Raw genomic sequence first — 15,664 nt, forward strand, 5'->3', positions numbered from 1 at the left:
AAAGGCGTCAAACTCCCCGTCATCCATCTCAAGGTACTTTTTTACCGTTCTGCGGTTACAGTTCAGCGCCTTGCTGATCTTTGAAGCTGAACGTCCGGCAAGGGACATTCGCTTAATTTCATAATACATCATAAATTTGTTCAAGAATGCGTGCATATTCATCAGTTGTCGTAAGCCGATGAAGGTCGTATTAAACGGTGGGGTTTAATTATCCTACCGTTTTTTTTGTGCACTCTTGTTGCCGTTTTTGGTGTATTCTTATTTGCCGATTTCTGTGCAGATTAACTTACTGATTACATTCAGTCTTACTTTCATGTTCACATTATCCTTTAAGCATTCATTATGAGCATCAGTAGATAGAATACCAAATCCCCCATAGAATGAATAAAAAACAAGGTGATCAAAAAATAAAAAAAGCCGCAATATTTTTGACGAACGATGCTTATGAAGTGATATTCTAGGGTTTTCGAGTGACGAACGTGTTTCGCTAACTATTTTGATTTCGACGAAAGGATATATGGACTTTCAAAATAGAGGAATGAATCTAATGACGAGAATTTGCAAAAATTTTTCTCTACAGGATCATTTAGGATCTAAGTGCTGGGCGCTAATTTAAAACTAGGTTGCCTTGAATTAAAACTTGAATTCGGCTATAATTAGTAAACAGCAAAGCCTATCAGTTCATTTCTGATAGGCTTTGCTTTAATTTTCTATTCTGCAAGAGTTAAGGATTTAGATAACGATTCTTTAGCGGCCGTTTAATCATACTGCCGATATGATATCGAAACAGCAAATCCCAGCATCTCTATCGGGCCGTTGCTGTAATATTCTATCCTAAGACTATTAAAAGAAAGTCTTAGGTTTTCATTTTAAACTTAAGTGACCGCAAAATACGAAAGGTGAAGCCAGGGGGGCAATGTTACGTCGCACTTATTCATGAACAAAATCTTCAAAGTTGCATTTTGGGGTTTCTCGCACTCTCTTCCAATTGTACAATAATTTCTACGGAGTTTAATTATTTCCATTGGGGTATGTAAAAAAATCATCAATGAACTTCTTTGTAGTATCTCTTGTTGATTCTGGCAGATTATTTTAAATTCACAATGTTTTGTATCAATATAGAATATTCTGTAGAATCTATATTTCTTAGCAAGTTCAGCATTACATATCGTATAAGCATATCCATATTGTTAATTTGCACTATTTGATTTCATACAAGTGCAGTATTGCTCTGCGGCTTTTCCCCCATCCATTTGATCTGTGCATGAAAACAATGAAGTTGCCAATGCGAAAAGAATTGGTAAGTTCAATTTTGTGCACATTTTGATTTGGATCAATATGCGGGCCTATACCATTTGGGTTCTGAGTTGGTTCAAGGAGTTTAACCTCTTTTGATAAGAAGTTAATAAAACTATATGTGCCATAGATCTCGCATAACTATTCAATCCAAGTGATAAACTTTTCGAATTGTATTATTTTCTCAAAATAAAGCTAGGTTTTAGATTGCCTAACAACAGATCGAAGATCTTATGTATATCAAAGGATCATAGATAAAGTCACTTTTTTTTATCTTTAACTCGTTCTTTGTGAATATCCGGAACTTCTTCAAATAGAGGCATCATCAACATTGACGGAAGCCAATTGTTCACACCATATTGGATATCCTCATCGCTTATTTTTTTTGTTGAAGGTTCCGATCTAAGTATATTAAATGCGATTTCGTTAAATTCTTTTACTGAAATCTCAGCTAATCCTTTTTTAATGTTTTTTTTTAAAAGCTCAATAACTATTCTTAAGCGCAATATTATTTCTCCATAGATAGATATCCCCTCTAAATGTGCAACCTTGTCAAAACTTGACTCTATACCTGAAAATGCAAAATAATCTCCATCCTTAACATAGAACCAATTTCCATCAGTGTGTTTACTATTACTATACTTTAAATGTGGCAAATCTTTCTCATCAACAGCTCTTTTTTCAGTCTTGACCTGGATAACTTTGTTAACTCCTCTTTTTGAGGGTTCTTCCGATATTACCCTCCCAAAAAGTAAATTACCATCATCTATTTCTCCTATATCTGTAGGCTCAAAGACGTTGTATACACTTAATAGATAATAATCTAACCCCTTGAAAGGCTTCAAAGAAAAGTACGAGCAGTAAACATAAGTATAGTTGATATCTTCTAATGATGTTATTTCCTTAAATGGAATATTACCTAATGGCAATTTAAAATAATGTACGTCCATATATTCTTATCTAAAAACTATTTTTCCAATTTGGGGCATTTTTTTCAAGCCAAACCGTAGCTTTTTGTGCGTATTCGACATAGTCCTTTCTTTTGGGATCAAATGCATTCCGAATATTTGCCACAGCACCTTTGGATTTTGAATATTCTAGAACTTTTTGTTCAACTGCTCTTAATAATCTTGGATCATCAATCCCATTCAAAACAGGTTCAATTTCCATTAGCAATCTTTCTGCCTTGCTGTACCGTTTGAAAACATTAAAAGCTTTACCAATATAGGGTAGGCCTTTTTTAAGACCTTTATAGATAGAATTAAAACCACCTTTTAAACCAATGTCTGGCACTTCCATTTTTATCAAAAATGGATTATAAGCGTACCCACCATTACTAACCGCTACAGTACGGTTTCTACCGAATATTTTAACCTCAATCTCTCTTGGAAATAACCCGTAATATATATTATTCCAAAAACCATGGACCGGCTCCATAACTTTTTTTCCAGTTATGTTAACTTCCTTCAAGAGAATGGCCATAGTTGTGTCAGCTTTCATCCCGTCAGGATCAATCATCAAGACTGGATTATTCATCCCATAACTATATGTAGATATGTCATCAGTGCCCTCCGCCAATGGATCCACAACATTCCACCTTCCAATGACCGGATCATAGAACCTTGCGCCGTAATCATACTGCTCGCCCAGCTCATCCTGTACCTCCTTGCCATTATAGAGATACTTGTTGCTCCCTACGGATACCGAGTTCCTTTTCCCAAATGCGTAATAATCATCCTGCTGTAGCCTCCGCACAGCCCCACCGTAAATATCAAAAGAATAACGCACATTTCCAAGGTGGTCCGAGAGATTGTACTGATAGGTATATACTCCATTGTTGTTCTGGGCAATTCCCTCATCCGTGTGGATGATCTCAATATTGTTGCCACTATACTCTATCCCAGAGATATACCTCCTGATGTTACCGTTCGAGTTCTTGGTAAGCTTTGTGCCAGTCGCATCATAGGTGTAGGCCACGGACACCCCAAACTTTGTGGCCGTGCTCGGCAGGTTCAGCATGTTGTAGATAATCGTCATCCCGTTCCGCCCATCAGTTGTCGCACTGCCGTTGGCATCATAGCCATAGTCCTGCGTGGTCACGTTCGCCACCGATCTCAGCATGTTGCCGCCATTGTGATAGGTATACAGGTTCGCCCCCGTGCCGTCCCTGTTCAGGCTGGCGATATTGCCCATCAGGTCATAGGTCAGCTCCTCGCTCATATTGATCCCAGAGCTGACCCCCTTGGTCAGCCTGTTCAGCCCATCATACTCATATCGGTAGGCATTAGCCAATGTACCATTGCCCGCCCCCCATAGCGAGCTCGAGATGTTCCCGTTGTACTGCCTCCGTGCGCTTGGCACAGCGCTGTTGTCATCATAGTTTAGCAACAGGCTGAACTGGTCCGACCTGCTAGAGCTCAGCCAGCCACGCTCATTGTAGCTATAGCCAGTGGTCTGCATCCCGCCCGCCAGCTGCTTGTTCAGCAACTGGCCCAGCTCGTTATAGCTCAGCTCACTCAGCAGCACATTGTCACCAACAGTGCTGCCGCTGGTAATCTGGCTACGGGCCTGTTTCTTCCTCCCCACATGGTCGTAGGTATAAATGTTGGCAATGGTGGTGTTCAGTACGGCGGTATGGTGGATACGGTTAGAGCTAAGTACCTCTCCCGTAAACCCATAGGTAATCGAAAGCTCATCATAGTTGTCGGTATTCTGGGTATCCGACAGATAGTGCTGCGCATAGGATCTCACCATCTTGCCCAGGTCGTCATAGTAGCTCACCGTCCATAGCCAGTTACTTGTTCCCAACACCTTTACCTTGCTTGCTGTCGCCAGCCCTTTCGTCCTTGTGCTGAATGAGAGCGATTGGTCATAGGGCATCCCCGGGGCAGTGTAGTCATCATAGTAGCTCATGCTCAGGTACTCTCCGATGCTCCCTTGCGGGATTGCATTGTTTGTGTAGCCCGTACTCCCATCGGCGGTATTTCTAACCTCATAGGCACTATTGACATTGGCTATCGACTGGAAGTCCGCACGATAGTTGTTGTTCGCCGCGCCACCGTGCAGGTCGTCCACGTAACTCCCCGTAAGCACCGAGCGTCCAAACGCGTCATACTTGGTGAACAGCCATTCCTGCGGGCTCTTTCCACGCTGCACCGCGTCCTGGCTCATCACTAACTGATCAAGCTTATTGTAGACCAGATACTCCCATCCCTTGCCCGGGAGCTTCTTCTCTACCACCCTGTTCCTGCCATCGTACCTGTAGGCGTAGATATAGTTGTTGAAGTTTGCATCATTGTCCGCAAAGCTGGTGATGCCCGCCCCATTCTCGTTAAGGGCTGGTGGCAACACGTACCTCAGGTTCCCAAGGTCATCATAGAGGTAATACGTACTTAGGCTCCTTGTATCAGTCTCCCATACCCGCTTCAGCACCACCCGGCCCTCCAGGTCCTTATATTCATCCACCTTGCCCATGTTCCCATCGGAAGTCTTCCAGTTCTCGTCACGGCTGGTGGTACGATAAAGCCGGCCCGCAACATAGCTACCACTACTGGAGGCACCGCCACCATTCACCGCCCACAGCCTTACCTCCCCCGCATTCGTGCCATACTCCAATCGCTGGGTATGGCCAGCGGATAGCTGCCAGGCGGCACCGGGCGATCCCTGCTGCTCTACCCTGTTCAGTGGGCTCGGCTCGAACTGCGTCTGCGCAAAGGGATAGGTATTTACCGACACCCCGGTTGGTGGCGAAGCGTAGAAGCCGCCCTGCGAGGCGGCCGCACCCGACCTGAAGCTGCCGTTGGCAGTTCCAGGCAAGTCCACATAAGGCAGGTATTTCCTTGCCTCACGCCCAAATGCATCATATTCCACAGGTTGGATAATATCCTTTCCACTCGGGCTCGCCTGCCACTGCACGCTCTGTAGCGGACGGCCAAGGCCATCAAGGTATTGGATCGTCCGGTTTGCACCCGCAACGCCAAGCGTAGAGAGCGATGCACCAGTCTTCTTGTCCGGAACCCTGACCGTGGTCTCCACAATATAGTTTTGGTTCCCGCTCGGTGACTGGCCATAGGCAGCCCCACCCATCGGCAAAGACAATATCGCCAATAGCCTATATATAGATATTCTGTTGTTCAACATGTTATTGTTACTTTTATCGTGATTCCCTTAAACCCTTATCCATACTTTCCTAATGTGGCGGCACAACTTCTGGCTCCTCTGGTGGTGGAATAATGGGGTCAGACTCATCACACCATACCTCGAAGATGAACTTACCGTTCTGGATGTAGTAGAGCTTGTACCCTATGTGTCCAGCCCCAGTCTCCCGCAGGGTATAATACCCAGTCGGCGCCAATGTAGTTAGCGATTGATCCGTATAAAACCTCGCCTCCGGAACCGACGGGCCACCTACTGGGATTGGTACGGCACCCAGGTACCTAACCGAATAGAGTGGCTGATAGAGCATTGGGGTCTCCGGACCATTGGACGGACATACCTCGTACCTGAGGGTGGAAAAGGCCGTTTGGTAGTTATGTACCAAGGGCAGATCACCCCCGCCTGGGTTCGTTGTACCCCCACCAGCCCAGTCACAGTCCACTACCTGACCGGCATAGTTGTAGCAGTAGCTCTTGGTGATATCGCCATTGTCGTCCCTGATATACTTGAGGCGTTGGAAATCGTCATAATCATAGCTCATAGTCATCCCCTTAGGATCGGTCATACTCGTCATCCCAACTAAGGGTTTGTAGGTATAGCCAGTAATGAAGGCACTGGGAAGAGCCGACCTGAGTTGACCGGCGACCGCAGCAACATCCACATCACTTGGATTGCTAGCATTTATGGTATTCATGGAGGTTGTACTAAGTGCAGCCGCTAGTGAGCTGTAGTCAACATTTTTTGCCTCTATTATGGGATACTGATTGCGATAGGAATATAAATAGCTTATCGGAGATCCACCGTTTACCTTTATGGTCCTAGGCTTGCCGTTCTGGTCATGAAAGGAATAAGATATCTTCTCCCTATAATGTGTCGGGATATGAAGAAAATCATAGCGATCTCCCAAGTTCATTTGATCTGATTCAGCAACCAATGTCCGTCTTAAAGAGAAAATTTTCGATGAACCAATAGGGTCGTATCCAAATTCGCTTATTACCCCACCCACCATGTGCTCAATGCCCTGATCACTCTTCACGGTAACCTGCTCAATCGGCTGATTTAAAATATTGTACTCTAAAAGTGAAGCTAAGAGTGGAGAAGAGCTGGCATTTGATTCATAGTCCTTGGGATAATAAAAACGGCTAATCAAAGTACTTCCATTGCTGGTGTTGCCCGAAACCTCCTTAAGATTAAAACCATTAACGGAATATTGATAAGATTTCATTGTAGGCAGCGAAACACCATTGTTGATCTCGACAACAGTATCCACTTGGACAGCGTATGCGTCAGTCGAAATGGGATAGGAAGCAGCATACAATGCATTAAGAATGACTTGATTACTAGCAGAGAAATTCATTTGTATCGAGGGGCCAATCTTGACACCATATGTAGTGTAAGCGGATCCTGGGACGACACCATACTTGTACGCTTCTTTTCTAACGAGTACATTCCCCGATTTAAAAACTTCCTTACTTAACAAGAGTCCCCTTTTCCAATCTTGTGAGGAATTTGGAGGGAAGGGAAATCCGCTGGTGTTATTGATATCATTTGCCTCTGAAAAATTACTAAACCGAGAGATGATTTTTCCATTATCGCCTGACCCTAAAACGGTTTTGGTCACCTGGGAATAACCTAGATAGGAGGATTTGGTATTCACAAGCGTAGAGTTGGAGGCTGAGCTATACACTCTATAGGTACAGGTATAATCTGCTGACCATCCAGATCCCGAGGCGATACTTGTTTGATAGACATAATTTGGAATGTTACCAACCTGCCCTGAGGACTTTGCAGTAGATGGAATATTATAATCGTATGTCTCGATGATCTCGGGTCCAAAAAGAGGTTTTTTAGTTATCTTTCTAATCCTTAGACCAGGGCCGCCAATTTCTACAGCCTGTTGAGTAGCGACCTGATTCATACTTGTCACTAAAAATATATGAAAGAAAAGATATGGATTTCCTGCATACTCACTAATCATATCGACCTTAAGCTTATAATTACCTGGCTCTAAGGATAAAATGGTTCCGTTGATTATTGAGACTTCCGAATTATCGGGCTTAACAATCTTTCCCCAAATGGTACAAGAACAATAAGTATCTACACCTTCTGTTAAGAATCTAACAGTTGTATTTACATTACCCATTTCTGATGAAATAGTAAAGTCTTTCTCAAAATAGAAATCAGTACTTGTATTATTATTATTACCTGCAAGTGCTGCTAAATAGTACTCCTGATCCAACATGGTACTTTCCATTGTCGTAAACCTATTGCCTTCAAGTTCGAAATCTGTAGTTCCCCCTGTTGGGTAAATGATTGATTTAAGACTGCATTCAATCGAAGCACCCTCATTGGCATTTTTATCTGCGCCTTTCCTTAGTCCATTCAATTGTTCATAGTAAGAAACCGATGTCGTGTTATTTGCGCCATTGGAATACCCCCAGTGATCCTGTGCATTGGAATTCCTATATGGAAGTCCTTGTCCGTAATAGTACAGGAATTTGTATGGCTTATTCATTTTTGTATTTGATTCCTCTCGCAAAGAATCCAGCCTCAGACGCTTATGATCCGTATTTGAATATAGATTTATACCACCAGTTCCGGTATTATTATTCTCGAAATAACTAGTAAAGAATTTGAAACGCTTGAGAATTCCATTATCGGATCCAAGAATATCAATTCTGTCAAGCATGTGGTCTCCATTACAATCAAGCCTTGCTGGTCCCTCATAAAAATTTATGGTGCCATTTTTGAAGATAATAGACTGTAACTTTTGAGCCGTTATCAAATTGTAGTTGAAATTATACCCTGTATATTTTTGGCACTCATTTAAAATTGTTTCCGGAATGTATACTTTCTCTGTGCCCTTAGTCAAATAATTTATGTTATGTGAGGTATAGGTAAAATTTACCTTATTGGATTTGGCATCTTCAATCTCGGTCACGTACCAACTGGTGGCATCGAAAAAATATTGTCCATCTGTCATTACTCCTTGGCCTTGATAGCGAGTGTCACTTTCAGAATATTCACGCTGACCGAACTTATACTTCACGCCCGAAGCATTAGTAATTATCCAATCATATCCATTGACATCTCTTTGGATCTTAATGTTCGGGTTAGCAGGCATTAATTTGAAACTATCGTACTCATCCTCAAAAAAGCTAAAGCTTAAATCCCCAACATTTACATGATAAAGATCCTGTTCCGAATCAGTCGTACCACGATAGGTACCCAATAGAAAAGCATCTCTCGTTGCGGTATTCATTTGATTATTCACAAAATTGCTTATCGTTTGAGCGGTCCCATAGCTGTCTGGCAAACCTCTTACTACTCTACTAATCATACCTCCAGCATTAAGGGACCAGCCGGTTCCTACCCAAGAGGCGATATCATCTACCTTTACACCACCGGCATGATAGGATAGCCCAATATCTAAACTTATATCTCCATCCTTAATTTGCCACATCGGTATTCCAATATTTGGAACGCCAGTATACTCTCCAACGGGAAGTTCAAGAAATTTGCCAAGGGATGCTGCATTTGGAGAGGGTGCTAGTACAGATACCATGTCCCCTGAGATGCTTGGTTGATTCATCTGAGCATTAGCCTTCCAACATATTGCAAGATTGCCAACTGCAGCTAATAACATTAAGGTAAAATAATTTTTAAAGTATTCCATATAGCTTTTTGGTTCTAATCCACATCTATTTGCCTAGTATAATCCCCAATTTGGTGATGAAGAAATATTAGACAAAATCTTTTTGACAAACGATGCTTTTAGAGTGATATCCGAAGCTTTTGGAGTGACGAACGTAATTCAAGCTTTGAAAATTCCAAAGAGAAAAATTCATGAAATCACTAAAAACTATTGCTCATCTGGAACATCGGCAAGTACATTGCAATCAATATTACCCCAACTGCTAATCCTAAAAATATAATAATCAAAGGCTCTAATAGCCCACTGATTGCATTGGTCTTGTATTCAACCTCCTCGGTATACTGTTCCGAAAGCTGCTCAAAGAAATACTCCAAGCGGTTAACCTCCTCTGCAATCCGAATCATCTGCACAAACTTATCAGGATAGAAATCATGTTTGGCCAAGGCATCTGATAGGCTGCTACCCAAAAGGATCTCCCTTTCTGCAAGTAATAACGATTGCTCAATTGGATAGAAAGTAATCATTTGCCTCACCATTTCCATGGCCTGAAGTAGCGGCGTAGCTGTACCAGTTAAAAGCCTCATGGTATTGGCAAACCTGGCCAAATAGATCTTTTTGGCAATATCACCCACGATTGGGATTCGGAGCAATACAATCGCACTATATTTTTTAAACCAAAATTTGTTCCTATTTAACAGATAGAATCCAATCGCGATCAATAAAAAGAATAACAGTAGGTAAATATAATTATCCAACCAATTGGAGAAACGGAGAATGAGTGCTGTAATGTAAGGCAACTTGCCGCCAAAGCGTTTGAATACATCGGCAAACATGGGCACCACGAACTTGATCATGAAAAAGATTGCCGCGAAAGAGGTGCTCAGCACCAGCATGGGATAGGTAATTGCACCCACGATCTTTCTACGCTGAGAAATCCTAGACTTATAATATTTGGCAAGCTCTCCCAACACCTCACCAAGCCTACCTGTCTCCTCCCCAATTCGAATGCTAAAATATTCATATCGGCTGAACTTATCCTGAAGCTCCAATGTTTGGGAAAGCGATTGACCCGCGATCACGCTCTTCTCAATGGCAGCAAATAGTTCAGCATCTTTTTTTGTGTAGGTGCTGATGGTTAAGGCAAGGGCCGTCCTGATATCGATTCCTGAGCGAATCAAGGTACCTAGCTCATTATAAAAGCCCTGCTTTTTTTTATCCGGAAGTTGACCACTGCCAAAAGAAATGTCCCTAGTCATAAAATCCAAAATGCCATTACCGTTTCTTAATTTGGGGTCTTTTAGAACTTTGGTCTTTTTCTGAAATGTGGAAATATCAATCGGCTTCATAGTTGTCTTAATAAATCCTTGGCACTGTAAACCTTTTTAAATTGCATCTGTATCCTCACTCCATCATTTAGCAAAACCATAAAATGTAAGCCATCCAGTGTATCTGGCGCTAATACTTCATTGCCCTCGAAAGATGTACTCAGTCCATAGGGCGCTACTTTGAAAGTATCTATGTGATCAGTATTAAATGTTCTCCATATCTCCCTTTCAGAAAAGTGATAATTAATTTTTGTAGTATCAGAGGAACACTCAAAACCATCCTCTGTTCGAATAATGTACCTTGATCTTAAAAAGTCCTTCTCCATGACATGCCCCAGTGAAAGCACAATATCTGAGGATTCGTTCCTAGCTCTAAAGCCTACGTAGTAATCATTGATCAGCCCGTATGCGGTATAACATATCGTGATGCATATGGCTGATAACAACATGGCTATGGTTACCTCCATCAACGTGTACGCATTTATCCGTTTATTGTGACTCATCTCTCTTATATAATGCCCGAATTGACCCGAGGGATTGACCATTTATACTTGCCTTTACTTCTAGGATATCCATTTCTGGATGGAATGATCCCTTAGCGCTCAAGTTATATTCAATACTGTCAATTTTAAGGTTATCCTCCCAAATACTTCCCTTTTTCTTAATATCCATGATAATCAATTCCATTTGTTTCATGGCCTGCAATTTCTGATGTGATAATGAATTGCTGAGTACATTATAATATAGACCTATTGCAATGGAGAAGATTACCATAATGATTACCATGGCAATGAGCACCTCTATCAGTGTTGATCCAGAAATTCTTTTATGTGTCAGTTTAGCCATTTCAATATCTTGCCGTGTTGTTCTTTGCCCCTAAAGATTGGAGAACCTAAATAATACTTACTTCTTGATTTCCTATCTAAGGTGACATCCACCAAGAAATTCTCGTATAATGTAGTGGGTGTCTTCATGATAAATCGATTACAGGAAACCTTTCCAAAAACCTTAACGTCCTTACTCAATTTGAGCAGCCCTGTAGCATAAACCTCTCCTGTGATGATTGATGAAGATCCAATGGAAATCATGGTCTGTAATGCCGACCGTTTATCCTCATAACTGAGGATAATCCCCTCAAACTTTACGTTTTTCCCAATATCAATTTTTGCCTGATCGACCAAATGATCGACTGATATAATGCCCAACACTGATGGATAACTGAGTGAGGCATTGTTCCCAACCGTGATCGAATCCCTTGCAAAAAGTTGGCAATTGCCTATAAATCCTTCCTCTACCTTGATTGATTGTGCAAAAACGATGATGTTATCGAGCTTGGCATATTTCTCGATAACAACCATTGAATCTGCATACAAGATCATCTTGCCACTCAATTGTTGTGAAATCACCTGACCTTTAGGTACACGAAATCTTTGGACCGAATCGAGGAACCCGACCGTTAAACTATTTGTGGGTAAAATCTGTAATTCACCGTCTATATTTCCCGCACGCTTAAGCTCTTCTTTAAGATAGCCCAAGTAAGCATCGGTTAATCCATCCAACTTTCTTCCACTATCGTTAATCTTTCCATACACCACTTCCACGCCAGAATATGGGCGACTTTCAACGTAGGCTTTTCTTATTCCAGACTTTGGTACAAATGCAACGCCTTTAATTCTGGTATCTCCGCTTACGGATAGCGGTCTGTCCTCATCGCTGAGGTAGATTGCGGTAGAATCTTGGTGATTATCCAGTCCAATCAACATGGATTTTGCAATGCTATCGGTGCTGACAAAGCTCCACACCTGTGCTAGATCATAAATGCCCCAATGTGATCTGGAGATCGTTATGCTATCGGCACCATCCCCATAAAGATCAATACTGTGATTTCCGTAGCCATTTCCTGGTTTTTCAAGCAACTGCATTTCAATACCCGACTCCAAGTTCCTTAAGATTCTGCCCATCCTAAGTTCCTTTAAATAGCCCGAGCGGTAGTGGGCCGCTAGCATGATCAAAGAGGCTGAGAGAATTGCTATAAAAAAAGCGATCACGATCGAAAAATAAAGCGCACCAGCCTTAATCATGCCAATGGTTTTTACTCCAAATATTCAGTGCCTTCAAAATGACCCAGCATTCTTTCATCCTATTTCTTCCTCCTCAATTTGATCTTGTCACCAAGCTTGATCATCCATATCTTTAACTTAGATTGTTTTTCCTGTATAACAATTCCTTTTTTGTAATAAGTTACCTGAACCTTATCTGTTGAGAGGTGGCCTAACCATTTACGATGCTTTAGTCCATTACGGTATCTTCCTTCCTCCAACAGGATCCCCTTTCCATCAAATCGTGCGAAGAGCCCATTCAATTCTCCAGAGGAATAATTGGAGATGGAATCCAATGACCCATTTTCACGCCATTTCTTCCACTCACCAACCATTAATCCACCATCAAAATTCCCCTCAGCCTTAAGATTTTTATTCAGGTAGAATTCCCTGTAGGCACCATCTAGGAGTTTTCCGCCAAAGCCGCCTTGGGTAATATTAATCTGATTGCCCCCATACCAAAAATATCTTTTGCTGTCGCTGGTCGCCTGATGCCCTTCCGGAACTACCTCGAGGTGGAAGACCACCTTATAGGAAGGATAATTGATTGTATGACTATAAAGCTCCAGTACGGATTGAGATCGCTGTGCACTACAGGCAGTTACAACCATAAAGTATGCAATTAGTATATTTAGACTGGCTTTCATGCTATTTTAGATGTAGATATTTGTTTAGCCCCTGATGTTCAATTCTAATGGAATCTCCTTGCTGCCTTATGAACCTAATGCCGTCAACTTGTTCTCCCTGTCCCACCATCACCTCCTTGCCATTGATATTTAAGATTGCGATCACCTTTTTGGTAGTTGGATTATAGATTGCTCCAGCATAGACCACAGTTGGCCAATTGACCACAGGTTTGATTGGCGGAGCCATTGATTGACTTTCTCTCACCGTTAATAGGTCATTATTAACGGAACTTGATGAACCTGCTTGCGCAACGGAAAAAGGATCATCGTAATCCAGATTAAGTGGAACCCTATCCAGGCCGTGATCAACCAACTTAAAATAGCTTGGTTTTGCAGATGATTTTCTTGTCAAAATTTCATCACTTTCACCTCCCTTAGCAAAAACCCTATAAAAGATCAACCCCCATAATACCGCTACCATACATATCAACAGATAGGTTATGCCTTTTTTCTTCATTTTATCATTACTGCACAGTAAAAGAATAATAGTTGCTAAATATTCCAGTATTCCCTGCCTTATCCACTGCCCTTATCCTCCAGAGAAGCGACTCACCGGATTGAGCATTAAGAAGATTATATGATGCACTGGAAACCGCTTGAGGAAAGGCAGTGCCGTAGAGACTGGTTGAATCCGACTTATAAACATAGACCTGATAATGATCCGCATCCCCAAGTGCAGCCCAGCTCAGCCTAACCGGAAGCGTAACAGCTTGTCTATTAGCTGGCAATAGCAAGCCGGCTTTTTCTGGTGGGGTAATATCATAGTTAAAATTCTTTACTACGCTCCATTTTGAATTCTCAGCTGCATTCTCTGCCCTCATCCTATACTGAAAGTTCCCCTCGATGGTTAGCTGTTGGAGGTAACTCAGGTTATCTGTGCTGATATTCAACAGCAACCTGCTCTCATCCAAAAAATTGTTATTATCTACCTGCAACCGATAGGCTGTAGCCCCATATAGATTGAGCCATTCATATCTCAATTCGTTTTTATTGGTTACCAGTCCATTTAATGGCGAAATCAATTGCACAGATTGTGCAGCGATACTAGAGGTATATACAATAAATGACCTAAGCGCAAAGGCAGTCTGACTACTGCCATTCTCTGCACGGACACGCCATTGATACTTCCCTGGATCAAGAGTATAGGTAAACTTGGTACTGGTGATTAATGTATCCAAAACAAGCTTTGATAAGCTATCAAAGCTAGGTGTGGCAACCTGCAGGCGGTAAAAGATTGCATCCGAACTGCCCTCCCACCAAAAGGTCTGCTGATAACTATTGGTTTCGAGGTGTTCACCGGGACCAAGCAAAATTATTTTCCGATCCTTTAGGGAGGGCTCTATAAACTCACTACAGGCAAATAGCGATAAAACAAACATCAAAAGCAGTAATCTTTCAACTTTCATACTCTGCCAGTTTAAGTAAGTAAAAAAGTTAACAGCTCAGAAGCATCCAAGATATCGCCAAACAAGAACCCTAAACAAAATACCAGTGAAGCTGGTCGAGAAAAGCTTAGGAGATTGGGCTGTTTAACTTTCTTGATCATCCTTTCATTCTTCTTGTCGAAGAAAGCCTTGCGGTAAGTGTTGCCGATCAACAGTTTATGTTCCTCAGCATGATTAAGTGTAACGGTATTTCCCTCAATAGATGTAATTTTACTGTCATTGATGATGAAAGACTTGTGTATCCTACTGAACGAGGAGCCTGATAGGTTATCTTCCATCTCTTTCATAGAGTTATGACAAGAAAAGCGCCTATCATTCTCCATGTGAAGAACTACGTAATTTTGAAGCGCCTGAATATAGATCAATTGATCACATTTGATCAACACCTCCTTAAATCCCTTGGAATCTGTTTTGATAAAAAAGGACTCCATTGCTTCCGGTTTTCTAGAGGCAAGAATTGATCCCGCCAATTGGGTAATCAACTCAAATTTATTGATGCACTTGACAAACCTATTCAGCGATACAGGCTTGATCATGTAATCAAAGGCAAGGTATTCGAATGCCTCGAAAGCCTGATGTGTATCGCCTGCGATGAGCACCACTGAGGAAAACTGCCTGATTCGGTCAACCCATGATTCATTACCAGCAGATAAGGAGGAATCAATAAATACAATATCAGGGCGAATGTGATATACTGGGTCGAAATGTTCAGGAATGTGTACAGAATAACCACGTAATTCCGTGACAGGATAGTTGGAGATGTAGGCGCAAAGCGACTCGACAGTCGATAGTTCACCGATGACGTAACAATTGATCATGAGTTGATGTTAATAAAGTAAATAGGATGTAGTGTGTAGTGGGATGATAGTAGAGCTTCCCCTTTCAGCGATCTATAGGATACTTAATAACAGTTGTTAGATTTAACATGAGAGCATAATTTTAGTTGGAACTGATTAGTTTATTCCTTTGTAATATTTAAAATCTAATATGAAAAAAAGTGGTA

Annotated in this window: 11 protein-coding genes; all 11 read right to left on the reverse strand. The window is 41.7% G+C overall.

Annotated elements, in window-relative coordinates:
* Positions 1-1,556: 1,556 nt before the first annotated feature.
* Positions 1,557-2,246, reverse strand: coding sequence for a hypothetical protein (locus EZ449_RS15325; protein ID WP_131560390.1), 690 nt, complete (start codon positions 2,244-2,246; stop codon positions 1,557-1,559).
* Between the two features lie 10 nt (positions 2,247-2,256).
* Positions 2,257-5,436 carry a DUF6443 domain-containing protein gene (locus EZ449_RS23130; protein ID WP_131560392.1) on the reverse strand — a complete coding sequence of 1,060 codons (3,180 nt, stop codon included), beginning with the start codon at positions 5,434-5,436 and terminating at the stop codon, positions 2,257-2,259.
* Between the two features lie 49 nt (positions 5,437-5,485).
* On the reverse strand, positions 5,486-9,127 hold the full coding sequence (locus tag EZ449_RS15335; RefSeq protein ID WP_131560394.1) for a hypothetical protein: 3,642 nt from the start codon (positions 9,125-9,127) through the stop codon (positions 5,486-5,488).
* A 179-nt stretch (positions 9,128-9,306) separates the two neighbouring features.
* Entirely contained in the window at positions 9,307-10,452 is a 1,146-nt protein-coding gene (locus EZ449_RS15340) for a type II secretion system F family protein (protein ID WP_131560396.1), read from the reverse strand.
* Positions 10,449-10,757 (reverse strand): hypothetical protein, encoded by a 309-nt coding sequence (locus EZ449_RS15345; protein WP_131560398.1) that lies wholly within the window; start codon positions 10,755-10,757, stop codon positions 10,449-10,451. Before EZ449_RS15345 ends, EZ449_RS15340 begins: the two co-directional genes overlap by 4 nt.
* Before the next feature lie 163 nt (positions 10,758-10,920).
* Entirely contained in the window at positions 10,921-11,277 is a 357-nt protein-coding gene (locus EZ449_RS15350; RefSeq protein WP_131560400.1) for a type II secretion system protein, read from the reverse strand.
* Positions 11,265-12,512: a hypothetical protein gene (locus tag EZ449_RS15355; protein WP_131560402.1), complete on the reverse strand. Its 1,248-nt coding sequence runs from the start codon at positions 12,510-12,512 to the stop codon at positions 11,265-11,267. The genes EZ449_RS15350 and EZ449_RS15355 overlap by 13 nt, the downstream gene beginning before the upstream one ends.
* 59 nt (positions 12,513-12,571) lie before the next feature.
* Entirely contained in the window at positions 12,572-13,177 is a 606-nt protein-coding gene (locus tag EZ449_RS15360; RefSeq protein ID WP_131560404.1) for a toxin-antitoxin system YwqK family antitoxin, read from the reverse strand.
* Position 13,178: 1 nt separating this feature from the next.
* Positions 13,179-13,673 (reverse strand): hypothetical protein, encoded by a 495-nt coding sequence (locus tag EZ449_RS15365; protein ID WP_131560406.1) that lies wholly within the window; start codon positions 13,671-13,673, stop codon positions 13,179-13,181.
* A 7-nt stretch (positions 13,674-13,680) separates the two neighbouring features.
* Positions 13,681-14,622, reverse strand: coding sequence for a fibronectin type III domain-containing protein (locus tag EZ449_RS15370; protein ID WP_131560408.1), 942 nt, complete (start codon positions 14,620-14,622; stop codon positions 13,681-13,683).
* Between the two features lie 11 nt (positions 14,623-14,633).
* A complete protein-coding gene (locus EZ449_RS15375; protein WP_131560410.1) occupies positions 14,634-15,479 on the reverse strand; it encodes a LytR/AlgR family response regulator transcription factor in 846 nt (281 codons plus the stop codon).
* Between the last annotated feature and the right edge of the window lie 185 nt (positions 15,480-15,664).

This window comes from Pedobacter frigidisoli (assembly GCF_004331675.1).
Lineage (GTDB): Bacteria > Bacteroidota > Bacteroidia > Sphingobacteriales > Sphingobacteriaceae > Pedobacter > Pedobacter frigidisoli.

Bases quoted from the DNA above. Each gene is read 5' to 3' on its own strand.
- EZ449_RS15325 (WP_131560390.1), bottom strand. From the start codon at position 2,246: ATGGACGTACATTATTTTAAATTGCCATTAGGTAATATTCCATTTAAG.
- EZ449_RS23130 (WP_131560392.1), bottom strand. From the start codon at position 5,436: ATGTTGAACAACAGAATATCTATATATAGGCTATTGGCGATATTGTCT.
- EZ449_RS15335 (WP_131560394.1), bottom strand. From the start codon at position 9,127: ATGGAATACTTTAAAAATTATTTTACCTTAATGTTATTAGCTGCAGTT.
- EZ449_RS15340 (WP_131560396.1), bottom strand. From the start codon at position 10,452: ATGAAGCCGATTGATATTTCCACATTTCAGAAAAAGACCAAAGTTCTA.
- EZ449_RS15345 (WP_131560398.1), bottom strand. From the start codon at position 10,757: ATGGAGAAGGACTTTTTAAGATCAAGGTACATTATTCGAACAGAGGAT.
- EZ449_RS15350 (WP_131560400.1), bottom strand. From the start codon at position 11,277: ATGGCTAAACTGACACATAAAAGAATTTCTGGATCAACACTGATAGAG.
- EZ449_RS15355 (WP_131560402.1), bottom strand. From the start codon at position 12,512: ATGATTAAGGCTGGTGCGCTTTATTTTTCGATCGTGATCGCTTTTTTT.
- EZ449_RS15360 (WP_131560404.1), bottom strand. From the start codon at position 13,177: ATGAAAGCCAGTCTAAATATACTAATTGCATACTTTATGGTTGTAACT.
- EZ449_RS15365 (WP_131560406.1), bottom strand. From the start codon at position 13,673: ATGAAGAAAAAAGGCATAACCTATCTGTTGATATGTATGGTAGCGGTA.
- EZ449_RS15370 (WP_131560408.1), bottom strand. From the start codon at position 14,622: ATGAAAGTTGAAAGATTACTGCTTTTGATGTTTGTTTTATCGCTATTT.
- EZ449_RS15375 (WP_131560410.1), bottom strand. From the start codon at position 15,479: ATGATCAATTGTTACGTCATCGGTGAACTATCGACTGTCGAGTCGCTT.